General features: G+C 68.2%; 18 protein-coding genes. 7 read left to right on the forward strand and 11 right to left on the reverse strand.

The features are described 5' to 3' along the window. Window positions 1–113: 113 nt before the first annotated feature. From JYG32_RS38885 to JYG32_RS10335, 5 genes are all read right to left on the reverse strand, one after another. The gene (locus tag JYG32_RS38885; RefSeq protein ID WP_249744530.1) at window positions 114–353 is read right to left on the reverse strand and encodes a hypothetical protein; all 240 of its coding nucleotides are present in this window, start codon (window positions 351–353) and stop codon (window positions 114–116) included. Next, window positions 353–910: a nucleotidyltransferase domain-containing protein gene (locus tag JYG32_RS10320; protein WP_249744531.1), complete on the reverse strand. Its 558-nt coding sequence runs from the start codon at window positions 908–910 to the stop codon at window positions 353–355. Before JYG32_RS10320 ends, JYG32_RS38885 begins: the two co-directional genes overlap by 1 nt. Window positions 911–1,195: 285 nt before the next feature. Then, window positions 1,196–3,034, reverse strand: a complete 1,839-nt coding sequence (locus tag JYG32_RS10325) for a S10 family peptidase (RefSeq protein WP_213263495.1) — start codon at window positions 3,032–3,034, stop codon at window positions 1,196–1,198. Between the two features lie 613 nt (window positions 3,035–3,647). Next, window positions 3,648–5,738, reverse strand: a complete 2,091-nt coding sequence (locus JYG32_RS10330) for a D-(-)-3-hydroxybutyrate oligomer hydrolase (protein ID WP_213263496.1) — start codon at window positions 5,736–5,738, stop codon at window positions 3,648–3,650. A 138-nt stretch (window positions 5,739–5,876) separates the two neighbouring features. Then, window positions 5,877–6,242: a BON domain-containing protein gene (locus JYG32_RS10335; protein WP_174382574.1), complete on the reverse strand. Its 366-nt coding sequence runs from the start codon at window positions 6,240–6,242 to the stop codon at window positions 5,877–5,879. A 430-nt stretch (window positions 6,243–6,672) separates the two neighbouring features. Here JYG32_RS10335 and JYG32_RS10340 point away from each other — a divergent pair, with 430 nt between their 5' ends. The 3 genes from JYG32_RS10340 (at window position 6,673) to JYG32_RS10350 (ending at window position 9,866) form a co-directional block, all read left to right on the forward strand. Next, a complete protein-coding gene (locus JYG32_RS10340; protein ID WP_174382575.1) occupies window positions 6,673–8,115 on the forward strand; it encodes a TAXI family TRAP transporter solute-binding subunit in 1,443 nt (480 codons plus the stop codon). 84 nt (window positions 8,116–8,199) lie between these two features. Next, on the forward strand, window positions 8,200–8,838 hold the full coding sequence (locus tag JYG32_RS10345; protein ID WP_174382576.1) for a DsbA family protein: 639 nt from the start codon (window positions 8,200–8,202) through the stop codon (window positions 8,836–8,838). 80 nt (window positions 8,839–8,918) lie between these two features. Continuing rightward, on the forward strand, window positions 8,919–9,866 hold the full coding sequence (locus JYG32_RS10350; protein WP_213263497.1) for a LysR family transcriptional regulator: 948 nt from the start codon (window positions 8,919–8,921) through the stop codon (window positions 9,864–9,866). A 16-nt stretch (window positions 9,867–9,882) separates the two neighbouring features. Here the strand turns inward: JYG32_RS10350 and JYG32_RS10355 are convergent, their stop codons facing one another. The 4 genes from JYG32_RS10355 to xdhA all read right to left on the reverse strand — a co-directional run bounded on the left by JYG32_RS10355 (window position 9,883) and on the right by xdhA (window position 15,021). After that, the gene (locus tag JYG32_RS10355) at window positions 9,883–10,284 is read right to left on the reverse strand and encodes a polyketide cyclase (RefSeq protein ID WP_174382578.1); all 402 of its coding nucleotides are present in this window, start codon (window positions 10,282–10,284) and stop codon (window positions 9,883–9,885) included. 87 nt (window positions 10,285–10,371) lie between these two features. Further along, window positions 10,372–10,989: a xanthine dehydrogenase accessory protein XdhC gene (xdhC, locus tag JYG32_RS10360; protein WP_213263498.1), complete on the reverse strand. Its 618-nt coding sequence runs from the start codon at window positions 10,987–10,989 to the stop codon at window positions 10,372–10,374. A gap of 105 nt (window positions 10,990–11,094) precedes the next feature. Next, window positions 11,095–13,458, reverse strand: coding sequence for a xanthine dehydrogenase molybdopterin binding subunit (gene xdhB, locus JYG32_RS10365; RefSeq protein ID WP_213263499.1), 2,364 nt, complete (start codon window positions 13,456–13,458; stop codon window positions 11,095–11,097). Between the two features lie 18 nt (window positions 13,459–13,476). Further along, window positions 13,477–15,021, reverse strand: a complete 1,545-nt coding sequence (xdhA, locus tag JYG32_RS10370) for a xanthine dehydrogenase small subunit (RefSeq protein ID WP_213263500.1) — start codon at window positions 15,019–15,021, stop codon at window positions 13,477–13,479. A 348-nt stretch (window positions 15,022–15,369) separates the two neighbouring features. Between xdhA and JYG32_RS10375 the strand changes: the two genes are divergently transcribed. Next, window positions 15,370–16,584 (forward strand): MFS transporter, encoded by a 1,215-nt coding sequence (locus tag JYG32_RS10375; RefSeq protein ID WP_213263501.1) that lies wholly within the window; start codon window positions 15,370–15,372, stop codon window positions 16,582–16,584. Between the two features lie 111 nt (window positions 16,585–16,695). Here the strand turns inward: JYG32_RS10375 and JYG32_RS10380 are convergent, their stop codons facing one another. After that, a complete protein-coding gene (locus tag JYG32_RS10380) occupies window positions 16,696–17,586 on the reverse strand; it encodes a DMT family transporter (RefSeq protein ID WP_213263502.1) in 891 nt (296 codons plus the stop codon). Between the two features lie 136 nt (window positions 17,587–17,722). Here JYG32_RS10380 and JYG32_RS10385 point away from each other — a divergent pair, with 136 nt between their 5' ends. Continuing rightward, a complete protein-coding gene (locus tag JYG32_RS10385; RefSeq protein ID WP_213263503.1) occupies window positions 17,723–18,658 on the forward strand; it encodes an AraC family transcriptional regulator in 936 nt (311 codons plus the stop codon). A 47-nt stretch (window positions 18,659–18,705) separates the two neighbouring features. Here the strand turns inward: JYG32_RS10385 and JYG32_RS10390 are convergent, their stop codons facing one another. Next, complete coding sequence (locus JYG32_RS10390) at window positions 18,706–19,917, reverse strand: pyridoxal-phosphate-dependent aminotransferase family protein (protein ID WP_174383681.1); 1,212 nt, start codon at window positions 19,915–19,917, stop codon at window positions 18,706–18,708. 740 nt (window positions 19,918–20,657) lie between these two features. Between JYG32_RS10390 and JYG32_RS10395 the strand changes: the two genes are divergently transcribed. Beyond that, the gene (locus tag JYG32_RS10395) at window positions 20,658–21,641 is read left to right on the forward strand and encodes a LysR family transcriptional regulator (RefSeq protein WP_213263504.1); all 984 of its coding nucleotides are present in this window, start codon (window positions 20,658–20,660) and stop codon (window positions 21,639–21,641) included. A 30-nt stretch (window positions 21,642–21,671) separates the two neighbouring features. Next, window positions 21,672–22,670, forward strand: a complete 999-nt coding sequence (locus JYG32_RS10400; protein ID WP_174383683.1) for a 2-hydroxyacid dehydrogenase — start codon at window positions 21,672–21,674, stop codon at window positions 22,668–22,670. Window positions 22,671–22,683: the final 13 nt, after the last annotated feature.

Below are 22,683 nucleotides of genomic sequence, written 5' to 3' on the forward strand. Positions count from 1 at the left end.
GGGGAAACGGTGAGACGTACGACGTGCCGTTGCGACGCTCGTGGGCCTTCGTGATGAAGGCAAATTCCTGGGTATTCACGCCCAGCGAGGTCGACACACGCTGGATGGCCAGGTTACGGCCCGCATCTTTGGGTTCGCACCTCGTAGAACTCCAGGATGGCCTGGACCACCTGAAAATAGCCTTCGTAGGCCAAGGTAAATACCTGCAGATGTCGGGCGGGATCCAACTCTTCGGCGGTGGCCTTATAGTCCGCGGCATTGCGTAGGAAGCCCGCGATTGCCCCGGGCGTCGGAGCAACCGCATCAAAGGCTTTCGTCTTGATGAGGTTTTCGTATTCAGTTGGGCGTGGCATCACAGTATCCTCAGCAAGGGGCCTTGGGCGATCTGTGCCATGACGGGGTCGGCGGCTACCAGCGCAGCCCATTCGGCAGGCTCGTACAACGAGAAGTTGACGGGGCGCAGCAGATTTTGCTCGGCCATGTGCAGGGCTTCAGATAGCTCGAGGAGAGGGACGTTCCCGATGACGATCAAGTCGATGTCGCTACGGCCACTGTCGGTACCCTTGGCCACCGAGCCAAACACGAACGCGGTGGAGATGTGCGCGGCAAACGGCAACAAGGCTTCCTTCAACGGCTCCGCAACGGCAAATGACTTGCGCGCGATGCTGACCAGTTCCGGATAGAGGATGAATTCCGTATTCGCGCGAATGCTTCGTTGTCGGCCTCGTCGAGCGTCTTCCTTGAGTACGCCGACCTCGACCAGCCGGTCCACCTGCTTTTGAGCGCTGCCGCGCCCACTGTTTGCCAGACGCAGCAGTTCCTGGAGCGTAAAACTACGGTCAGGCTGCAGCAGCGTGGCACCAAGCACCCGTTGCATGCCCGGTGTGAAGAGAAAGTCAGCGAGACTCACGAAAATCCTCAATAGAGGGATAAACGTCCTCATTATAGGGATTTTTTGACGAATCCTCAATAGAAGGCCATTCATCCCCACTTTGAGGATTCTCACTGCCGTCACCGAGGGGCTCAGGGCCGACGAGTCGCCCCTCGGACAAGCCGATGCCCCGGGGGTCCATGACTCCCGGGGCATCCTGGAGAACGGCAGCACCGCCATCGACACACGCCGCATGAAGAGTCGAGGCGCGTGGCCGGGCTGCGTTTTTACGTCACGGCAGGCGGCGCAAGCCGCCCGCCGCGCTTACTGCCCCTGCTGCTTCAATTGCTGCTGCTTGAGCTGCTGCGTACGCGCCTGCAGCTTCAGCACGCGCTGCAGCGCGGTGCGATTCGCGAGGATGCCGTCGTAGAAGTTGGCGAGATCGCCCTTCAGCGCGGTTCGCGACGCGTCGTTCAGGTAGATCATGTGGCCCGACGGGTAGTTCTTGATCGTCAGGTTCTGCGCCTTGATCGTCGGATCGAGCGGCATCTGCGCGAGCGTCAGCTCCGTCTGGTGGAACGGCGTGACCGAATCGAAATAGCCGTTCGCCGACAGCACCTTCAGGTCCGGGTTCACGCTCATCGTCGACGCGAGGTCGCCGGCCGTGTACAGCGTATTGCCGCCGCCCTTGTTCGCGCCGGTCGGGTCCGTGTGGCTGAAGTCCCAGTTGTTGAAGACCTGGTCGTTCAGGTCCACGAACGACGACGTCGACGTGTACTTGAGGTCGGTGTTGATGTAGCTGTTCCACAGCACCGTGTACGCGCCGCCGACGTTCGTGATCGACGGATCGTTGCTGCCCGAGTTCGGCAGGATGTACGGCGCGATGCCCTTGCCCGTGAAGTTCGCGCGACCGTCGTACTGGCCGATCTGCGTGCCCGGCACGAGCGTCAGGAAGAACGTGTACGGCGGGTTGTCGTTGGACGACGGCACGTTGCCGAGCGCGGCCGGGTTGCCGAAGGTCTGGATCAGCGACGTCGGGTCCGTGCCGATGTACGAGCCCATCTGCTGCGCGGTCTGCAGGTTCAGGTTCAGCCGCACGTTCACGAAGCCGCCGTCCTGCGGGTTCGGCTTCTGCGCGAGCGGCGCGAGCGTGTTGTCCGCGTAGGCGCGGGCCTGGACCATGTACGCGTCGAGATCGGTCGGCGTCGGGTTGACCGTCGTCTTCTTCCAATAGAACGCATCGGCCGCGAGCGTCGGGAACGTGCCCGGCGCGGACAGCGCGTTCGCGTAGTCGAGGATCGACGACTGCAGCGTGATCCCGTTCAGGTCGATGCCGTCCTCATGCAGCACCCACGACACGACCGCGCTGCGCGCGGTGCCGTACGACTCGCCGTAAAGGAACTTCGGCGAATTCCAGCGCGAATACTTGGTCAGGTAGCGCTGGATGAAGCGGTCGATCGAGCGCGCATCCTGGTCGGTGCCCCAGAAGTCCTTGTTCTTCGCCGGGGCGATCGCCGCCGAATAACCGGTGCCGACCGGGTTGATGAACACGAGGTCGGTGCGGTCGAGCAGGCTGTCGGGGTTGTCGAGCAGCTTGTACGGCGCGGGCGGCGTGAAGTTCGGGAACGACGACTGCAGGCGCTTCGGCCCGTACGAGCCGAGCAGCAGGTAGACCGACGACGAGCCGGGGCCGCCGTTGTAGAAGAACGTGACCGGGCGCGGCTTCGACGGGTCCGGATTGTCCTGCGTGTACGCGACGTAGAACATCTTCGCGTTCGGCGCCGACGTGATCGGATCGATCGTCGTCAGGTGGCCCGTGGTGGCCGTGTACTTGACGGTCTTGCCGCCGATCGTGACCTGGCGGTGCACGACCGCGGCGCCTTCCGTCGAATCCGTGACCGCGTCGTTCGGCCCGGTGCCGTACACGTCGTTGTCGACGTACGGCTGGTCGGCCGCGGCGGCGGCCGTCGCGTTGGTGCTGGCCGTCGTGCTGCCGTTGGACGCCGTCGCAGCCGCGGCGGCGGCCGAAGCGGCAGGGCTCGGCCCGTCGTCGCCGCCGCACCCCGTGACGAGCAGCGCTGCAGCCGCGGCGGCGGCGAGCGGCACGCTCAGAGTCGTTCCGAATAGCGCGAAACCGTCTTTCAAGGACTTCCGTGTCGTCATTATTGCCTCTCGAACAGAACGATAAATACCGCCGGCCGCAAAGGATCATTTGCACCGGCGCTCCGCACCGGGAATGCATTCGTTATGCGACGCACTCCGAGTTTTTTACCGGATCGGCAAATACCGATCGGCACGATTTACCCCACCCATATTCTTTTGCGACTGCACAATGGAATCAATTCCATTGCGAACGACAATTCAATAATCCGCAGCAATACGAATGCATTTCACCTATTCGCATGCGCACAAAATCGACGGCAAAACGGTGCCCCGCAAAGCCCGCCCGACAAGGCGGCCTCGCTGAGAATAGACGAACAATCCCCGTCGGCGAGATGCCGATTAATCGTAAAACGGCGACCAATCGCAGCTCGAGCCGATTTAATAAAATCGAAAGGATCGATTAACCAAACGGAAAGGAATATCTCGTATCAGGAATTTATTAAATTAAGTGAAAATACCGGCGCATAATAGGTTCCTGATTTACCGCCGTAAAGTAATAATTTGTTACAGCGCTCGCCATTCGGATAAAAGGCGGCACGGGACCGATTCCAGCGACGAAAAAGAAAAAGCCGGACGGCTGTCCGGCTTCGTGATGGCGGTACTGCAGGTGCCGTCAGAGCGGCACGTCGATCGCGCCGGCGCCGGTCGTGATTGCGTTCACGCCCGGCGCGGCCGAGATCGGCGGCAGGTTCGCGCTCGTCAGCGCGGGCGCGGCGCCCGGCGTGCCGCCGCGCGGCACCGTGCGGATCACCTGCGACGGCGGCAGCGGCGCGCCGTTCTTCAGGTGCCGCCACATCAGGTTCAGCGCCTGCAGGTTGTAGTAGTGGACCGGCACGAAGCGCGTGTCGAAGCCCGCGACGGGCAGGAACGCGTCGAAGTGCTGGCCGTTCGTCACCTCGTAGAACACGAGCTGGCTGCGGCCGCCCTCGCTGATGCCGTTCTGCGCGACGTACGCGCGCGACGCGTGGTTCACCGGCACGAGCGCGTCGCTGCGGCCCTGCACGATGATCGCCGGCTTGCCCTGCAGGTTCGCGTTCACGCGCACCGCGTCGACGTTCGCGGGCATCCCGAGCATTCCGTTCGTCCACAGCTGGCGCAGGCACAGCGCACCCGCGAAGCTCGCATCGGGCGTCGCGAGCCGGTGGTCGACGCCCGCGCCCGTGTTGAACACGAGGTCGATGCCGGCCGTCGGCGGCACGCCGTTGCCGACGCCGAACACGGCCGGCATCGGCGATGTGGCGGGCGGCGCGACCGCGCCCGTCGCCGGGTTGATCGTCGCGAAACTGAAATTGCACAGGTTGTCGGTCACGCGCGAGCGCGTGTACGCGTTCGCATAGGTGACCGCGATCGCCGGAATCGCCTGCGAATCCCACATCGGCGCTTGCAGCAGGTCGGAATCGGCGAGATAACCGGCCGCGTGGAGCTGCGCGAGCGCGTCGGCGGCCTGGCTCTGCGTGTCGGCGCCCGACACGAGCCCGGCCGCGGCGAGCGTCGCGCAGCGCTGCGTGCGGATCGACTGCGTGGTCGCGGCCGGCAGCGCGCTCAGGTACGGCGCGCCGGCGAGCGACGCCGACGCGGCCGCGCACGGCTGCAGCAGGTTCGCGAGCGTCGCATAGTCGGCCAGCGGCCGGCCGAACGACGGCACGGGCTGGCCGCCCGTGCGCACGATCGCGTTCGGCGCCATCCGCACGTTGATCTGCGGTTCGCCGACCACGACCGCGGTAATCCAGCCGCGGCTGTCCTGCTCGGCCGCCGCGAGCGACGCGCCGCCGCCGTTGCTGACGGACGCGGCGATCGTCGTGATGTCGCCCGCGCGATAGCGCACGCCGTGATGCGAGCCGTCGATCAGCGGTCCGAACTGCTCGTTGAGCGCCCAGTACGCGAACTCGACCGACTGCAGCGTCACGCGCCCCCAGTCCTGCTCGGGATTCTGCTGCGAATGGGCGTGCTTGAACGCATAGCGGTTCGGGAAGCGGCTGTTGAACGCGGCGAGATCACCGCTCGTCACGTTCGCGGTAAACAGGCTCGCGGTGCCGGCGAGCACCGCGTTGGCGAGCGTGCCGTCGATCAGCGTGACGGTATCGGAGCCGAGCTCGTGCGCGCCGTTGCCGCCGCCCTTGTCGTTGTACGCGACCGCGCAGCCGCGCTTGAGCGCCCACTCGCCGGCCGCGGAGATCGCGCCGTACACGCCGCGCGAGCCCGACGACGTCGCGGTGACGATGCACGGCTGCGCGGGATCGAAGCTGGCGGGCACCTGCACGAGCAGCGTCACGTTCTTGCTGCCGCTGCCGTCGTCGGAATACGCGAGATATTCGGTGCCGGGGATCTTGCCTTCGCCGAGCGTGTCGTTGCCGGCGAGGTCGACGTTCGGCCCCCAGAAGCGGCCGTAGCCGCCGTTCGCGCTCATGTCGACGAGCGCGCGGTAGTTCGACCAGATCGCGAGACGGCGCAGCTCGGCGCTTGTCGGCCGGGATGGATTCGCAAAGCCGGGCGCGCTCGCCGCCGCGAGGCCCGTCTTGCCGAGGCCGGCCGTCAGCAGGTCGTCGCTCGCGCCGTCGTAGGCCGTCGTGCGCACGCTGCCGGACACGAAGCCGGGCAACCGGTTGCGCTCGGCCGAATCGTCGCCGTTGCAGGCGCCGAGCACCGCGACTGCGGCCAGCGCCGCGCCGAACACCACCCGCCTGCCCCACCCGAGCTTCGCCATCGCCGCCCTCTCGATCTCGTTATCGGGCCGCCGCCGCGTCGCGCGCGGTTCGCGGCTTCTGAAGCGCAAACGGGCCCCGGCACGCCGGGGCCCGCCTGAAAGCGGGCGCACGCGGCGCTCGCGCGCCGCCGCCCGGCATCACTGCTGCTGAACCGTCAGCTTGTTGGTGACCGACGTCACGCCCTTCACGCCCTTGGCTGCGGCTTCGGCCTTGTCGATCTGTGCCTGTTCGGGCATCGTGCCCTCCAGCGTGATCGCGCCGCCCTTCGAACGCACGACGAGGTTCGACACATTCTCGCCGGATTCCTTAGAAATCGCCTTGCGCACCGCGTAGCCGAGCTTGCGGTTCGCCTTCTTCGCGGTTTTCGCGGCGGCCTTCGGCGCGCTCGTCGCGGCCGCCGGCGCTTCAGTTGCCGCCGCATCGCTCGACTGCGCATACACGCTGCCCGACAGACAGGCCGCCACGGCGGCGACGCCCAACGCTCTCAACACGATCGACTTCATGCTATCTCCTTGTAACTCCGGAACGGCCGTGCACAGTACGGCCGGATACCCCCAAAGACAGCCGGCCCGCGCGCGAACGGGCGGGACAGCCGGTGATTTCCACGGCGATGCGAGAGAGGCGAGACGGGCCGGCAGCCGGCGCGCGCGAAAGCGGGCCGGCCGGGCCGGACAGCCGCCGGCCGGACGCGCCCGGTCTCATTGCGTGCCGGGTCGCGCGCGAATCGGGCGCGGCTGCGTCGCACAATGTAATCCAGCGCCCGCGGAAGCGCAAAGCTTTTGACGCGGCGCCGCCCGCCGCTGTCGCCGCAGCGCCGCGCCGCGGCGCCCGACTCGCGCATGCGCGGCGAAACCGGGTACCATCGCCGCGAGAATCCGCATCGTCCGTGACGACCGTCATCGATGCGTCACGCCAGCGTCATTCGCCGATCCCATGAAGCCTGCCCGCCCTCGCCCGCCTCGCCGTATCCTCGCCCGCTTCGTCGCGGTGTCGTGGCGCGACCTCGCGCTGTCGATCGGCCCGACCGTGCTGCTCGCCGCCGCGGCCGTCTGGCTCGCGGTCAGGCTGATCCAGCCGGCGCCGCCGTCCACGCTCGTGATCTCGGCCGGGCCGCCCGGCAGCACATACTGGAACGCCGCGCAGAAATACAAGGCCATCCTCGCGAAGAACGGCGTCACGCTCGACGTCGAATCGTCCGAAGGCTCCGCGCAGAACCTCGCGCGGCTGTCGAACCCGAACGCGCCGGTCGACGTCGGTTTCGTGCAGAGCGGCATCGGCCCGAAGGAGCGCGACGACCAGCTCGTGTCGCTCGGCAGCATCGGCTACGTGCCGCTCGCGATCATGTACCGCGGCCCGATCGTCGCGCGCCTGTCCGACTTCAAGGGCAAGCGGCTCGCGCTCGGCGCGGAAGGCAGCGGCGCGCGCGAGCTGAGCCTCGCGCTGCTGAAGATGAACGGCATCGTGCCGGGCGGCCCGACCGAACTGCTGCCGACGGCCGGCGAGGACGCCGCGACCGCGCTGCTCGACGGCAAGATCGACGCGGCGTTCCTGTCCGGCGACTCGACGCAGATCCCGGTGATGGCGAAGCTGTTCCGCGCGCCCGGCGTGCACGTGTACTCGTTCACGCAGGCCGAGGCGTACGCACGGCGCTTCCCGTACCTGACCGCGATCACGCTGCCGATGGGCGTCTACGATCTCGGCCAGAACCTGCCGCCCGCCGACATCCATACGGTCGCGCCGACCATCGAGCTGGTCGCGCGCGACACGCTGCACCCGGCGCTGTCCGACCTGCTGATCGAGGCCGCGCGCGAGGTACACGGCCACGCGACGATCCTGCAGCACGCAGGCGAATTCCCGTCGCCCGTGACGCGCGGCTTCCAGCTCTCCGACGACGCCGCGCGCTACTACAAGTCGGGCAAGACCTTCCTGTACCGCCGGCTGCCGTTCTGGGTCGCGAGCCTCGTCGACCGGCTGCTCGTCGTGATCGTGCCGCTGATCGTCGTGCTGATCCCCGGGCTGCGGCTCGTGCCGTCGCTGTACGGCTGGCGCGTGCGCTCGCGCATCTACCGCTGGTACGGCGCGCTGATCGCGCTCGAGCGCCGCGCGCTCGGCGAGCACACGGCCGAGGAGCGCGTCCGGTTGCTCGACGAGCTCGACGACATCGAGGAAGCCGTGAACCGGATGAAGATGCCGCTCGCGTACGCCGGGCAGTTCTACGTGCTGCGCGAGCACATCGGCTTCGTGCGCGAGCGGCTCACCGCGCACGACCAGGACACGCCGGCGGGCCCGCCCGGCGCCGGCGGCCAGCCGCAGGCACGCGCCGACGCCCCGCCGCCGGCCGGCGCTCCCCCCCGGGCGACTCCCGGTTCCGCATAAGCGGACGATCCGCGATCATTGCTGCAAGCGCGCACCGCCGCGTACCATGGAGGCCGCCGCACGCCCCACCCTCTGGAGATCGTCATGACAACCGGCCTCGATACCGCCCAGCCCGCCTGGTTCTTCGACTTCGTGTCGCCGTTCTCCTATCTGCTGCTCGAACAGCACGACAAGTGGCCGGACGTGCCGTTCGAGCCGGTCGCCGTGTCGCTCATCGACCTGCAGCGCCACTGGGGGCAACGCCCGAGCGCCGACGTGCCGGCCAAGCGCGTGTTCACGTACCGTCACGCGCTGTTTCGCGCGGAACAGCTCGGCATCCGCTTCAAGATGCCGCCCGCGCACCCGTTCGAGTCCGACAAGGTGCTGCGCCTCGCGATCGCGCTGCGCGCCGATATCGCAACCGTGCTGGAGATGTTCCGCTTCATCTGGCGCGACGGCAACGATCCGTCGACGCCGGAAGGTTTCGCGGCGCTGTGCGAACGGGTCGGCGTCGGCCACGGCGACGAACTGATCGAATTCGAGGAGACGAGTGCGCAACTGGCCCGCAACAACGCCGACGCGATCGCGCTCGGCGTGTTCGGCGTGCCGACGTTCTGGATGAACCAGCAACTGTTCTGGGGCGAGGACGCGCTGCCGATGGTGCTGTACTGCGCGCGCACGCCGAACTGGCTCGAATCGCGCGAGGTCAAGCGGATCAGCGCGCTGCCGAAGGGTCGTGCGTGATGGCCGGCGTGATGGCCGGTATCACGCACGGCAACGCGCGGCTGCGGTAAGGTTAGGCTTCGCCCGAATCACCCCTACCGATGGAAGACGACGACCGTACCGCCTCGCTCGACATCTGGCTCGTGCGCGTATTGCGCACGCTGCTGCTCGAGCGCAGCGTCACGCAGGCCGCGTTGCGGCTGAACCAGACCCAGCCCGCGATCAGCACCGCGCTGCGCAAGCTGCGCGAGACGCTGAACGACCCGATCCTCGTGCGCGGCAAATCCGGGATGGTGCCGACCGAATACGGCGCGTCGCTGCTCGAAGCCGCGCAGCGCGCGCTACGCGAAGTCGACTTCATCGCGACGCCGCACGGCGACTTCGACCCGTCGTCCGCGCGCCGCACGTTCCGCGTCGCCGCGCCCGACTACCTGAACGATTTCTTCATGCCGACGCTGATCGAGCGCTTTCGCGACGCGGCGCCGCATGCGCATCTGGAAATCGACTCGCTGAATCCCGCGCTCGACCACGCGGGCGCGCTCGAATCGGGCGCGCTCGATCTCGTGATCGGCAACTGGCCGAAGCCCGACCCGCAGTTCGCGCGCCAGGACCTGTTCTCCGACACGATCGTGTGTCTGATGCGCGAAGCGCACCCGCTCGCGCACGTACCGCTCACGCGCGAAGCGTATGCGGCGGCGGCGCACGTCGCGCCGACGCCATACACCGGCGACAAGCGCAACGCGATCGAGATCGGCCTCGGGCGCGCGCGCCTCACGCGGCGCATCGTGACGACGCTGCCGTACTTCGGGATCGTGCCGCAGGTGCTGCTGCAGTCGGACCTGATCTTCACGACGACGCGCCGCTTCGCGACGCACTATGCGCAGTTGCTGCCGCTCGTCGTCGTCACGCCGCCCGTGCCGTTCCCGCGCATCAAGAGCTACCTGCTCACGCATCCGCAGCCCGACCGCCCGACCGACATCGCGTGGCTGTGCGCGCTGATGCAGAGCGTGTCCGACGAGCTGACGGTCGCCCGCAGCCGCAAGCGCTGATACGCGGCGCGGCCGCTCAGGCCGTGCAGAAGGTTTCCTGCAGATGGGTCCAGCGCACGGTGCCTGCCGCGTCGCGTTCGAACACGGCCGTCGCACGGCGCGCGGGCAGCTCGCCCGATGCCGCGTGCTGCGCTTCGAGATAGGTGATCACCGCATGCGATGCGTCGGCCGCGAGCACGCGGATCTCCGACAGCGTGATGCGCAGCCCCGGCTTCGCGCCGCCAAGCTTCGCGAACAACGCGTGCGTGCCGTCGCGGTCGAACACGCGGCCGTCGGTCACGATCATCGTGAAATCGGTGGAAAACGGCGCGAGCATCGCGTCGAGCGCCGCCGGCGCGGTGTCGACGCCGGACAGCCAGCGTTCGATGGCGACGAGGCTCGCATCGAGCGCGTCGAGATAAATCGGGTGATCGGACATGTGCGTGCACGGTAAGGCGCGGCCCGATGCCGCGCGTTGCCGTGCAGTGTATGCAAAAACGCGCGGCCGTGCGCCGGCCGCACGGCGCTACCGCGTGCAGGACACCTCGTCGCGCGCGCGCCCGGCCGCGGCCGCCTTCGCGTCGGCCACCGGCATGCCCGAGCGCGCCTGCAGCAGCTCCGCGCACACGGCCACCGCGATCGCGCCCGGCGCCTTGTCGACGATGCCCGCAACGCCGATCGGGCACACCATCTCCACGAGCCGCGCCGGATCGACACCGCGCGCGGCGAGCCGGCGCTCGAACTTCACGCGCTTGGTGCGCGAGCCGATCATCCCGAAGTACGCGTAGTCGCGCCGCCGCATGATCTGCGCGGCGAGCGAGAAGTCGAGCGCGTGGTTGTGCGTCATCACGAGGAAGTACGCGCCGGGCGGCGCCGCGTCGACGACGGCCTCCGGCGTGTCGGTCGGCTCCGGCTGCACGTTCGGCGGACATTCGTCCGGGAACAGCTCGTCGCGCGTGTCGACCCACTGCACGACGCACGGCAGTGCGCCGAGCAGCGTGACGAGCGCGTGACCGACGTGCCCGGCGCCGAACAGCACGATGTGCATCGGCGCCGGCGCACCGGTCGCGCGGTTGCGCTGGCCGGTGCCCTGCGCGAACGTCGGGTTCGACGCGGCGCGAAGCGAGCGTGCGGGCCCGTTCATGTCAGCCTCCGCCGGGCCGCCCCACACGCATGGGGATAAGCCATCGGGAGATGGGGGGGCTGCGCCCCCCCAAGCGAACAAAGTGAGCGTGGGGGCCGTTTCATGTCAGCCTGCCTGAACCGCGCGGGCTGCACGCACCGCACTCACCGCGCGCAGGATCGACTCGCCGGTGGCCGGCGCGTCGAGCGGCGGGTTCACCTGGTAATCGCCGACCGCCGCGATCGCGTCGCGCACCGCGAAGAACACCGAGAACGGCAGCAGCAGCGGCGGCTCGCCGACGGCCTTCGACCGGTGGATGCTGTCCTCGACGTTGCGGTTCTCGAACAGCCGCACGTTGAATTCGGGCGGCGTGTCGTTGACGGTCGGGATCTTGTACGTGGACGGCGCATGCGTCATCAGCTTGCCGCCCTTGTTCCACCACAGCTCCTCGGTCGTCAGCCAGCCCATCCCCTGGATGAACGCGCCTTCGACCTGGCCGATGTCGAGCGCCGGGTTCAGCGACGCGCCCACGTCGTGCAGCGCATCGACACGCAGCGTGCGCATCTCGCCCGTCAGCGTGTCGATCACGACTTCCGACACGGCCGCGCCGTACGAATAGTAGTAGAACGGCCGGCCCTGCAGCTTCGACTGATCCCAGTACAGCTTCGGCGTCGCGTAGAAACCGTCGGACCAGAGCTGCACGCGCGCGAGGTACGCCTTCGCGATCACTTCGCCGAACGGCACGCCGTTGCCGCCGACCCACACGAAGTCGTTGCCGAACTTCACGTCGGCCGCATCGACCTTGCCGTCGCCGTACTGCTTCGCCGCGAACACCGCGAGCCGCTCGCGCAACTGGCGCGCCGCATCCTGCGCGGCCTTGCCGTTCAGGTCCGAGCCCGTCGACGCGGCCGTCGCGGACGTGTTCGCAACCTTGCTCGTATCGGTCGCCGTCACGCGGATCCGGCCGAAGCGGATGCCGAGCTCGTGCGCGACGACCTGCGCGACCTTCGTGTTGAGCCCCTGCCCCATCTCCGTGCCGCCGTGGTTCACGAGCACCGAGCCGTCGGTGTAGATGTGCACCAGCGCGCCGGCCTGGTTGAAGTGCGTGACGTTGAACGCGATCCCGAACTTCACCGGCGTGAGCGCGATGCCCTTCTTCAGCACCGTGTTGCGCGCGTTGAATGCGCGCACGCCCGCGCGCCGCGCGCGATAGTCGCTCGTCGTCTCGAGTTCGCCGAGCAGCTCCTGCAGCACGTTGTCCTCGACCGTCTGCCCGTACGGCGTCACGTTGCGTTCGATCTTGCCGTACAGGTTCGCGTAGCGGACGTCGAGCGGATCGCGGTCGAGCGAACGCGCGACGTCGTCGAGGATGTACTCGATCGCGAACGCGCCCTGCGGGCCGCCGAAGCCGCGGAACGCGGTGTTCGACTGCGTGTTGGTCTTGCCGCAGTAGCCGGCGATGTCGACGTCGCCCAGCCAGTACGCGTTGTCGAAGTGGCACACCGCGCGCGTCATCACCGGGCCCGACAGGTCGGCCGAGAAGCCGCAGCGCGACGTCATGTCGAGCGCCACGCCGTCGAGGCGGCCGTCGTCGTCGTAGCCGACGTCGAAGCGGTAGTGGAAGTCGTGCCGCTTGCCGGTGATCATCATGTCGTCGTCGCGGTCCGGGCGCAGCTTCACCGGGCACAGCAGCTTCCACGCGGCGAGCGCCGCGCAGCACGCGAACAGGCCCGACTGCGACTCCTTGCCGCCGAACCCGCCGCCCATCCGGCGGCATTCGACCAGCACGTTGTGCGACGCGACGCCAAGCACGTGCGCGACGAGGTGCTGCATCTCGCTCGGGTGCTGCGTCGAGCAGTACACGTGCATCCCGTCGTCGTCCTTCGGCACCGCGTACGCGATCTGCCCTTCCAGGTAGAACTGCTCCTGGCCGCCGAGCAGCATCTCGCCCGACTCGCGGTGCGGCGCGGCAGCGAGCCGCGCGGCCGCGTCGCCGCGCGCGAGCTTCAGCGGCGGGATCACGTAGGTTTCGGCCTGGCGCGCCTCCTGTGCGGTCAGGATCGCGGGCAGCTCTTCGTAGTCGACCTTCGCGCGGCGCGCGGCGAGCCGCGCGGTTTCATGCGACGTCGCGACGACGATGAACATCGGCTGGCCGACGAACTGCACGATGCCCCTGGCGAGCACCGGGTCGTCGTGGACGATCGGGCCGCAATCGTTGACGCCCGGGATGTCGTCGGCCGTGAACACGGCGACCACGCCCGGCGTCGCGCGCACCGCGTCGAAGTTCATCGACACGATCCTCGCGTGCGGCTTTGCCGACAATCCGAGCGCCGCGTGCAGCGTGCCCGCGACGACCGGAATGTCGTCGGTGTAGGTGGCGCGCCCGCTGACGTGCAGGTGCGCGGATTCGTGCGCGCGCGATACGTGGACCTGCGCGGCGTCGGCCTGCGGGTCGAGGGTACTCAGGAACGGTTCTGCTTGCTGGTTCATCTTCGGTGTTCTCCGTCTTCAGACGCGCGCCGCGTCGTTGCCGACTTCGGCGGCCACTTCACGCACATTCAGGGCTTGCGGCGGCAGCGGGTCGTGCGGGCGCGTCTCCAGCCAGAATCGGTACATCAGGTTCTTCGCGGTATCGAGGCGATATGTGCTCGTCGCGCGCATGTCGGACAGCGGCTGGTAGTCGCGCTCGAGCGCCTGCATCGCGGCCTGCGCGGTGGCTTCGTGCCACTGCGCGCCGTCGAGCACGGCTTCCGTCTGCGTCGCGCGCTTCGGCGTCGCGGCCATCCCGCCGAACGCGATGCGCGGCTCGCGGATCGTGTCGCCGTCCGCGATGAACGCGAACGCCGCGCAGACGGCCGAGATGTCGGAGTCGAACCGCTTCGACAGCTTGTACGTGCGGAACTGCAGCTTCTCGCGCGCACCGGTGCGGGTCGGCACCTTCACGCCGACGACGAATTCGTGCGGCGCCATGTCCTTCTGCTGGTAGCCCGTGTAGAGCGCCTCGAGTGGCAGCTCGCGCACCGTGTCGCCGCCGCGCAGCACGACCCGCGCGCCGAGCGCGATCAGGCCGGGCATCGAATCGCCGATCGGCGAGCCGTTCGCGACGTTGCCGCCGAGCGTGCCCGCGTTGCGGATCGGCAGCGACGCGAAGCGCTTCCACATCTCGGTCAGCTCCGGATACGTGACGGCCAGTGCCGCATATGCGGTCTCGACCGTCACGCCCGCGCCGATCTCGATCCAGTCGCCGCGCGCCGCGACGCGCTGCAGTTCGGCGATCTGGCCGACGTAGATCAGGTCGTCGAGCCGGCGCATCTGCTTCGTGACCCACAGGCCGATGTCGGTGCTGCCCGCGAGGATGCACGCGTCGGGCCGCTCGGCCTTCAGCGCGGCCAGCGCGTCGAGCGTGCGCGGCGCCGCGAAGCGCGCGCCGTTGATCGTCGTGTAGTCGAATGTGTCGTCGCGCTGGAGCGACGCGAGCGTGCGGGCGAGCGCGGCCGTGTCGACCGGTGCCGACGGCGACGGCGCGTCGAACATCTGCACGGCCGCATCGACGATCGGGCGATAGCCGGTGCAGCGGCACAGGTTGCCCGTCAGCGCGTCGGCGATCTCGGTGCGCGTCGGCACGTCCTTCGCCTTCGCGCACGCGCTGCCGCAACCCTCGTGGCCGTGCTTCTCGTACAGCGCCCACATCGACATCACGAAGCCGGGCGTGCAGAACCCGCATTGCGAACCGTGGCAATCGACCATCGCCTGCTGCACCGGATGCAGCGCACCGTCCGGCTGGCGCAGGTCCTCGACCGTCAGCAGCGCCTTGCCGTCGAGCGTCGGCAGGAACTGGATGCACGCGTTGACGGCCTTGAACTCGACCGCGCCGGCGTCGGTCAGCTCGCCGACGACGACCGTGCACGCGCCGCAGTCGCCTTCCGCGCAGCCTTCCTTGGTGCCGGTGCAATGCGCGTCCTCGCGCAGGTACTGCAGCACGGTGCGGGTGACGTCCGCGCCGCTGACTTCGCGGATCGCGTGACGATGGTAGAAGCGGATCGGCTCACTCATGTCTCTATGATTCTTCAAATGGGGGCAAGGCGGCCTGCGCGAAGCGCTCGACCGACGTTTCTCTGACAGTTTGCACGCTATCACCATCAAATTCCGCAACCCATAGCCCATCACGCATGGGGCCCATATAACTGCCGCGATATGAGCGCCGGGGCCGCCCGGCGCCCTTTCCGCACGGTGCCCCGCCGGCGTTTCCGACGTGTCGGCAACGATCCGTCATCGTCGAAAACAGGTCGCGATTAACTAAATGGTACCTGCGTGAAAACCGGTTCCATGGGAAAATCCCGATTCCGTTTTTCGCCGCCGTCCGTTCCGTAACGTTCCGTTCCGTTCATTCGTTCCGACCCCATGTCTACCGACTCCGCCACACCACCACGCAGCGGGTTCGCGGTCACGCTGCAAATCGTGTCCGTCGTCTGCTTCACGTTCATCTGCTACCTGACCATCGGCCTGCCGCTCGCGGTGCTGCCGGGCTTCGTCCATGACGACCTCGGCTTTTCCGCGATCGTCGCGGGCGGCGCGATCAGCGTCCAGTACTTCGCGACGCTCGCGTCGCGGCCGCTCGCCGGGCGCTTCGCCGATACGCTCGGCCCGAAGCAGACGGTGCTGCGCGGGCTGGTCGGCTGCGGCGTGTCGGGCGTGCTGCTGCTCGTCGCGCTGCTGCTCGCGCACTGGCCGGTCGCGAGCCTCGTGCTGCTGGTCGCGAGCCGGCTCGTGCTCGGCGTCGGCGAGAGCCTGTGCGGCACCGGCGCGATCCTGTGGGGCATCGGCCGGGTCGGCGTCACGCACAACGCGAAGGTGATCTCGTGGAACGGCATCGCGACCTACGGCGCGCTCGCGCTCGGCGCGCCGGTCGGCGTCGCGATCGCGCATACGCTGAATCCGGCGCTGATCGGCGTGATCGTGATCGCGCTGGCCGCGCTCGGCTTCTACCTCGCGCGCCTGATCGATTCCGTGCCGCTCGTGCATGGCGAACGGATGTCGTATGCAAGCGTGTTCACGCGCGTGCTGCCGCACGGCCTCGGCCTCGCGCTCGGCTCGGCCGGCTTCGGCTCGATCGCGACCTTCGTCACGCTGTACTACGCGGCGCGCCACTGGCCGAACGCCGCGCTGTCGCTGACCGTGTTCGGCACGCTGTTCATCGGCGCGCGACTGCTGTTCGCGAACACGATCAAGACCTACGGCGGCTTCCGCGTCGCGATCGTGTCGTTCGCGTTCGAATGCTCGGGCCTCGTGCTGCTGTGGCTCGCGCCGGTGCCGCACGTTGCGCTCGTCGGCGCCGCGCTGACGGGCTTCGGCTTCGCGCTGATCTTCCCGGCACTCGGCGTCGAGGCCGTCGCGCTCGTGCCGCCCGCGAGCCGCGGCGCGGCGCTGTCCGCGTACTCGGTGTTCCTCGACCTGTCGCTCGGCATCACGGGCCCGCTCGCCGGCTATGTCGCGGGCGCGTTCGGCTATCCGCAGGTGTTCCTGTTCGCGGCGATGGCGGCCGCCGCGGGCGTCGCGCTGTCGATGGTGCTGTACCAGCGGCAGGCGCGTGTAGCGGGGAGCGGCGCGGCCGCCTGATCACGCCTGCCCGCCGCATGGCGGCCGGCCGCGCAGGTCGCGGCGCCGCTGCCCAAAAAGAAAACGCCCGCATCGCGCAGGCGTTTTTCTTTTATCCGGAGGCCGGCGCGCTCAGGCCGTCCGGAGAAACAGCCGGCGCGTCAGGTCGAACGCGACGAGATTGCCGGCCACCACCAGCAGCAGCCCGAGCACCGCAAGCGGCGACCACTGGTAGCCCTCGAACACCGTCGACACGGCCAGCGCGACGATCGGGAACAGCACCGTGCAGTACGCGGCGCGCTCCGGCCCGATCCGGCCGACGAGCGTCAGGTACGCGGTGAAGCCGATCACCGAGCCCGGTACGGCGAGGTAGACGAGCGCGCCGAGATAACGCGGGCTCATGTCGAGCGTGAACGGCATCCCGGCCACCGCGCTGCCGACGGTCAGGATCGCCGCGCCGATCAGCATCGCCCAGCCGTTGGTCGCGAGCGGGTGCAGCCCCATCGACTGCATCCGGCTCGACAGCAGGTTGCCGGCCGAGAAGCACATCGTGCCGGCGAACGCGATCGCGAGCCCGATCCAGGTCGCGTGGTCGTCGAGATGGCCGGCCATCTGCTGCCAGAACAGGCACGCGATGCCGATCAGGCCGAGCAGCGCGCCGGCAATCGCCGACGGCCGCAGCGGGCGGCCCATGAACAGCCGGCCGTTGATCGAGTTCAGCAGCGGCGCGGTCGAGAAGATCACCGCGACGAGCCCGCTCGGCACGACCTGTTCCGCGTAGTAGAAGCACAGGAAGTTCAGGCAGAACAGCGCGAAGCCCTGCGCAACGAGGTAGCGCCACGCTTCGCGCGGCGGGCGGACCGGCCGGCGCATCACGCGCAGCAGCGCGAACAGCACGGCGGCCGCGAGCCAGAAGCGCCACGCGATCGACACGGGCGGCGGCACGGAGCCGAGTTGCCACTTGATCGCGATCCAGGTGGTGCCCCAGATCAGCACGGTGACGAAATAAAGCGACAGGTTCATGGCGGTGGCGGTCCGGAAATCGGATGAAACGGGATCCCGACTATGCCGCCGCGCGGCGCGCGCCGATTGTCCGGAATTGCGGTCTTTTTAGAGCGGTCGCACCCGGTGCCGCGCGCCCGCTTATACTCGTCGCACCATGAGCTTCTCCCTCTCCGCCCCGCCCGTCGACCGCGCCGCCGCCCTGGCCGGCGGCGATCTGCCGTTCGGCCTGCAGTCGGTCTGCCGCACGCTCGCCGACGCGAACGCGACGCTCGAGCGCTTCGCGTGGCTCGGCGACCATCTCGCGATCGCCGAATGGACGCGGATCACCGACGAAAGCGAGACGATCTACGAGCAGCCCGGCCACCACACGCTGTCGTGCTACCTCGACGGCGGCTACCGGACCGAGCGCGAACGCGTGCCGCGCTACGGCGCGCCGAGCCTGCTGTGCGCGCTGCCGGGCGACCATGAATCGCGCTGGTGGGTGCGCGGCGAGATGCACTTCATCCACCTGTATTTCCTGCCCGAGCACTTCACGCAGCGCGCGATCCGCGAACTCGACCGCGAGCCGCGCGAGCTGAAGCTCGCCGACCGCACCTATTTCGAGGATGCGCGCGTCGCCGCGCTGCTGCGCTCGCTCGCGCTGGACGGCTGGGACGATGCCGACGAGCGGCTGCGCGTGAACGAGACCGCGCACGAGGTGCTGAGCCTGCTGCTGCGCGGGCAGAGCACGACGCGTACCGACGCATCGTTCCGCGGCGGGCTTGCGCCGGCCGTGCGCCGCCGCGTGCGCGACTACATCGACACGTACCTGACGCAGCCGCTGACGCTCGGCGAACTGGCCGACGTCGCCGCGCTGTCCGAATATCACTTCTCGCGGATGTTCCGGCTGTCGTTCGGCCGTGCGCCGCACGCGTGGGTCGCCGAGCAGCGGCTCGCGCGGGCGCGCGAGCTGCTGCGCACGACGTCGCTGCCGATCGCGCAGGTCGCGGCCGACTGCGGCTACGCGAACGCCGGCCACTTCAGCCATCGCTTTCGCGACGCGCACGGCACGACGCCGAATACGTACCGGCGCGCGATGCAGCGCGGCTGAGCGCGACCGGCCCGGGGCCGGTCGATCGTCGGTGCCCCTCGGCGGCGCTACGCGCCGCGCCGCGACAGTTCCTGTTCCAGCGCCGCGACACCGGCCGGCAGGTCGACCGGCACCTTCAGGTCGACCATCGTGCGGCCGAACGCATGCAGCGTGCGGAACAGGTTGTGTTCGCGGCACTGCTCGCCCATCTGCCCGATCCGCACGATCGGCAACCCGAACGAGCCGGAGATCTCGACCTGGTACTGCTTCGAGATGTGGCCGCAGACCATCCCCGGCGTGAGCCCTTCCGGCGTCTCGATCCCGACCACCGAATTGAGCCGGCATTCCTTCGGCGCATAGAGCTTGAGGCCCATCGCCTCGACGCCCGCCTGCAGCGCGAGCGAGCAGCGCAGGTGGCGCGCGAAGCGGCTTTCGAGCGTTTCCGCGCAAACCAGCCGCAACGCCTCGTGCAGCGCGAGCACGCCCGACACGGGCGCCGTGTAGTGATAGCCGGCGTTGTGCCAGAAGTTCTCCGCGAGCGCCATGTCGAGGCACCAGTGCGTATTCGGTTCGGGGCGATGCTTCATGCGCTCCCATGCGGCGTCGGAGAACGCGATCAGCGACACGCCCGGGATCGACGACAGTCCCTTCTGGCCGCCGGTGATCACCGCATCGATGCCCCATGCGTCCATCTCGAGCGGCATCGTCGACAGCGTGCACACCGCATCGACGACGACCAGCGCGCCGGCCGCCTTCGCGAGCGCCGCGATGTCGCGCAGGTCGCGGTTCCACACGGTGTTCGACGTCTCGCCCTGCACGATCGTGACGATCTCGGGCCGCTCGCGCGCGATCGCATCCGCGATCTCGTCGAGGCTCGCGACCGCGCGATCGGCCACTTCGAGCGTCGCGACGTCGGCGCCGACGCGCGTGGCCATCTCGGCCATCCGCGCGCTGAAGAAGCCGTTGCGGATCGACAGCACGCGCGTGCCGCGCCATGCGAGGTTCGAGATCGCCATTTCCATCGCGGCCGAACCGGGGCCCGCGACGCCGAGCACCCACTTCGTGCGGGTCTGGAACACGTAGCGCGCCATCTCCTTCACCTGCTCGATGATCTTCGCCATCGTCGCGCCGAGGTGGTTGATCACGATCGTGTTCGCCTTCGCGACGGCGGCCGGGATCGGGACCGGGCCGGCCCCCATCATCAGCAGCGGTTCTTCGGGCAGGATCGCGTCGAGCGGCACGACGACGGGACAGGGAATCGGCGAGTAATCGATGGACATGGCTGGTAAAAGTCGAGGAAAGGAAATGCACGGACGCCCGCCGCGCTGCATGGCGAACTGATCGATCATTCCGCGTTCCGCGGCCGCGCGCAAGAGGCACGCGCGGCCGGACAGCGCGACGGTGGCCCGGTCGCCGGACCGGGCCAGCCGGCCGCGCATGCGTCGCGCACCGGGGTTCCGGATTGAAAAGGCATTGCCGGCCGGTCGTGAAACGGTTCCATGCGCGCGATTTTCTCCGCCAATATCGCTGCGCTTCGTCGATGCCGACGGTTCAGCACGATTTGCGTATCGAACGAAATAGACCGGATACCCGATAAAAATCGCCTTACGGAATACGATACGCAAAATCCGCGTGCGATGAAAAAACATCCATTGCAGTAGCATGTATTGGGGAACGATTCCCCAATTACCAGATCAAGCGTGATCCAACAACACCCAACCCATTGATTAACATGCGAATTATTCGTCGACACGGCGCATATTCCAATACCCTCCCGCCTTTGAACGGCAGGCAAGCAAGACAGCTCGACGTTTAACCGTTACCCCCTATTTCGATTTTCCGCAAGCCGCCCATTTTCTCAGGTTGACGGACATCGCATCTGTATTTAACAATCATCTGCGGAATCGAAAGCCGATTTTTCGATACGAAGACGAACTGGGTGCCGCGCGATGCGCTTTCGAGGTTGCGCGGCGAAAAATCACAACCATAATCAATCAACCGGGCCAGAAATACACAAGCCATGAACCAGATTCAGACCATGCGTGTATTCGTCTGCGTCGCCGAGCAGCAGAGCTTCCGGCGCGCGGCGCACCATCTCGGCGTGTCCAATGCGCTCGTCACGCGTTCGATCGCGATGCTCGAGGGCCACCTGAACACGCGGCTGATCCACCGCACCACGCGCAACCTGTCGCTCACCGAGGCCGGCGTGCGCTACCTCGACGGTTGCCGTGCGCTGCTCGAGGAATTCGACCACCTCGAGTCGTCCGTCGCGCATGCCGTGCGCGAGCCGGCCGGCACGCTGCGCGTCGTCGCGTCGGGTCTGCTGTCGCCGCTCGCGCTGACGCCGCTCGTCAGCAGCTTCCGGCACCGCTACCCCGAGCTGCGCGTGCAGTTGACCGTCGCCGAGGGGCCGCTCGACGTGCTCGATTCGGGCTACGACGTCGGCATCGTCACGGGCAACCGGCTCGACGGCAACCCGACGCTGATCGGCCATGCACTCGCGCCGAACCCGTTTGTCGCGTGCGCGGCGCCGGCCTATCTCGAGCGGCGCGGCGAACCGCGCGCGCCCGACGACCTGCCCGGCCACGACTGGGTCACGCTCGCCCCGCACCAGCACGCCCCCGCGTGGCAGCTCGTCGGCCACGACGGCGTCGCGCATTCCGTCACGGTGCGCCCGGCCTGCACGGTCAACCAGCTCGCGCTCGTGTACGCGGCCGCCGTGGCCGGCGCCGGCATCGCGGTGCTGCCCGAGCCGTGCGTCGCCGACGCGCTCGCCAACGGTACGCTCGTGCGGCTGCTGGCCGGCTACCGGATCGACGATCCCGACACGCAGTTGTCGCTCGTCTATCCGAACCGCCAGTACGTGCCGGCCCGCACGCGCAGCTTCGTCGAGCACGCGCTCGACCACTTCAGCGCGCAGGCGACCCGTGAGCGGACGGACTACGGTTTCCTGCGTCCGTCGCGCGGCCCCGACCGCTCCGACATCGTCACGGGCCTGCAGTAAACTGCGCGCGTCAGCCATCGGAGGTGCAGCGTGCGCGTGATCCTGTTCAGCAGCCGGCAGTACGACGACGATTCGTTTAGCGCCGCCAACCGGCAGTTCGGCTATCGGCTGCACTTCCAGCCGTCGCACCTCGACGCGGAGACCGCGATCCTCGCGCATGGCTATGACGTCGTCTGCCCGTTCGTCAACGACACGGTCGACGCGGCCGTGCTCGAACGGCTGGCGGACGGCGGCACGCGCCTGATCGCGCTGCGCTCGGCGGGCTTCAACCATGTCGACCTCGCGGCCGCCGGGCGGCTCGGCATCACGGTCGTGCGCGTGCCCGCGTATTCGCCGCATGCGGTCGCCGAGCACGCGGTCGCGCTGATCCTCGCGCTCAACCGCCGCCTGCCGCGCGCCGTCGCGCGCACCCGCGAAGGCGACTTCTCGCTGAACGGGCTGCTCGGCTTCGACCTGCACGGCAAGACCGTCGGCGTGATCGGCACCGGCATCATCGGCAGCGTGTTCGCGAAGATCATGATGGGCTTCGGGATGCATGTGCTCGCGCATTCGGTGCCGCCGTACAACGACGAGCTGATCGCGTTCGGCGCGCGCTATGTCGCGCTCGACGAGTTGCTGCACCACGCCGACATCGTCAGCCTGCACTGTCCGCTGCTGCCGTCGACGCACCATCTGATCAACGCACAGACGCTCGCGCGGATGAAGCACGGCGCGATGCTGATCAACACCGGCCGCGGCGGCCTCGTCGATGCGCAGGCGCTGGTCGACGCGCTCAAGAGCGGCCGGCTCGGCCATCTCGGGCTCGACGTGTACGAGGAGGAAAGCGGGCTTTTCTTCGAGGATCACTCCGACCTGCCGCTGCAGGACGACGTGCTCGCGCGCCTGCTGACGTTCCCGAACGTGATCGTCACGTCGCACCAGGCGTTCTTCACGCGCGAGGCATTGGCGGAGATCGCGCACACGACGCTGCTGAACATCGAAGCCTGGCATGCGGGCACGCCCGCCAACGTCGTGGGCCCGAATCGCTGACGCTCGGGCGCGG

This window comes from Burkholderia pyrrocinia (genome assembly GCF_018417535.1).
Classification (GTDB): domain Bacteria; phylum Pseudomonadota; class Gammaproteobacteria; order Burkholderiales; family Burkholderiaceae; genus Burkholderia; species Burkholderia pyrrocinia_E.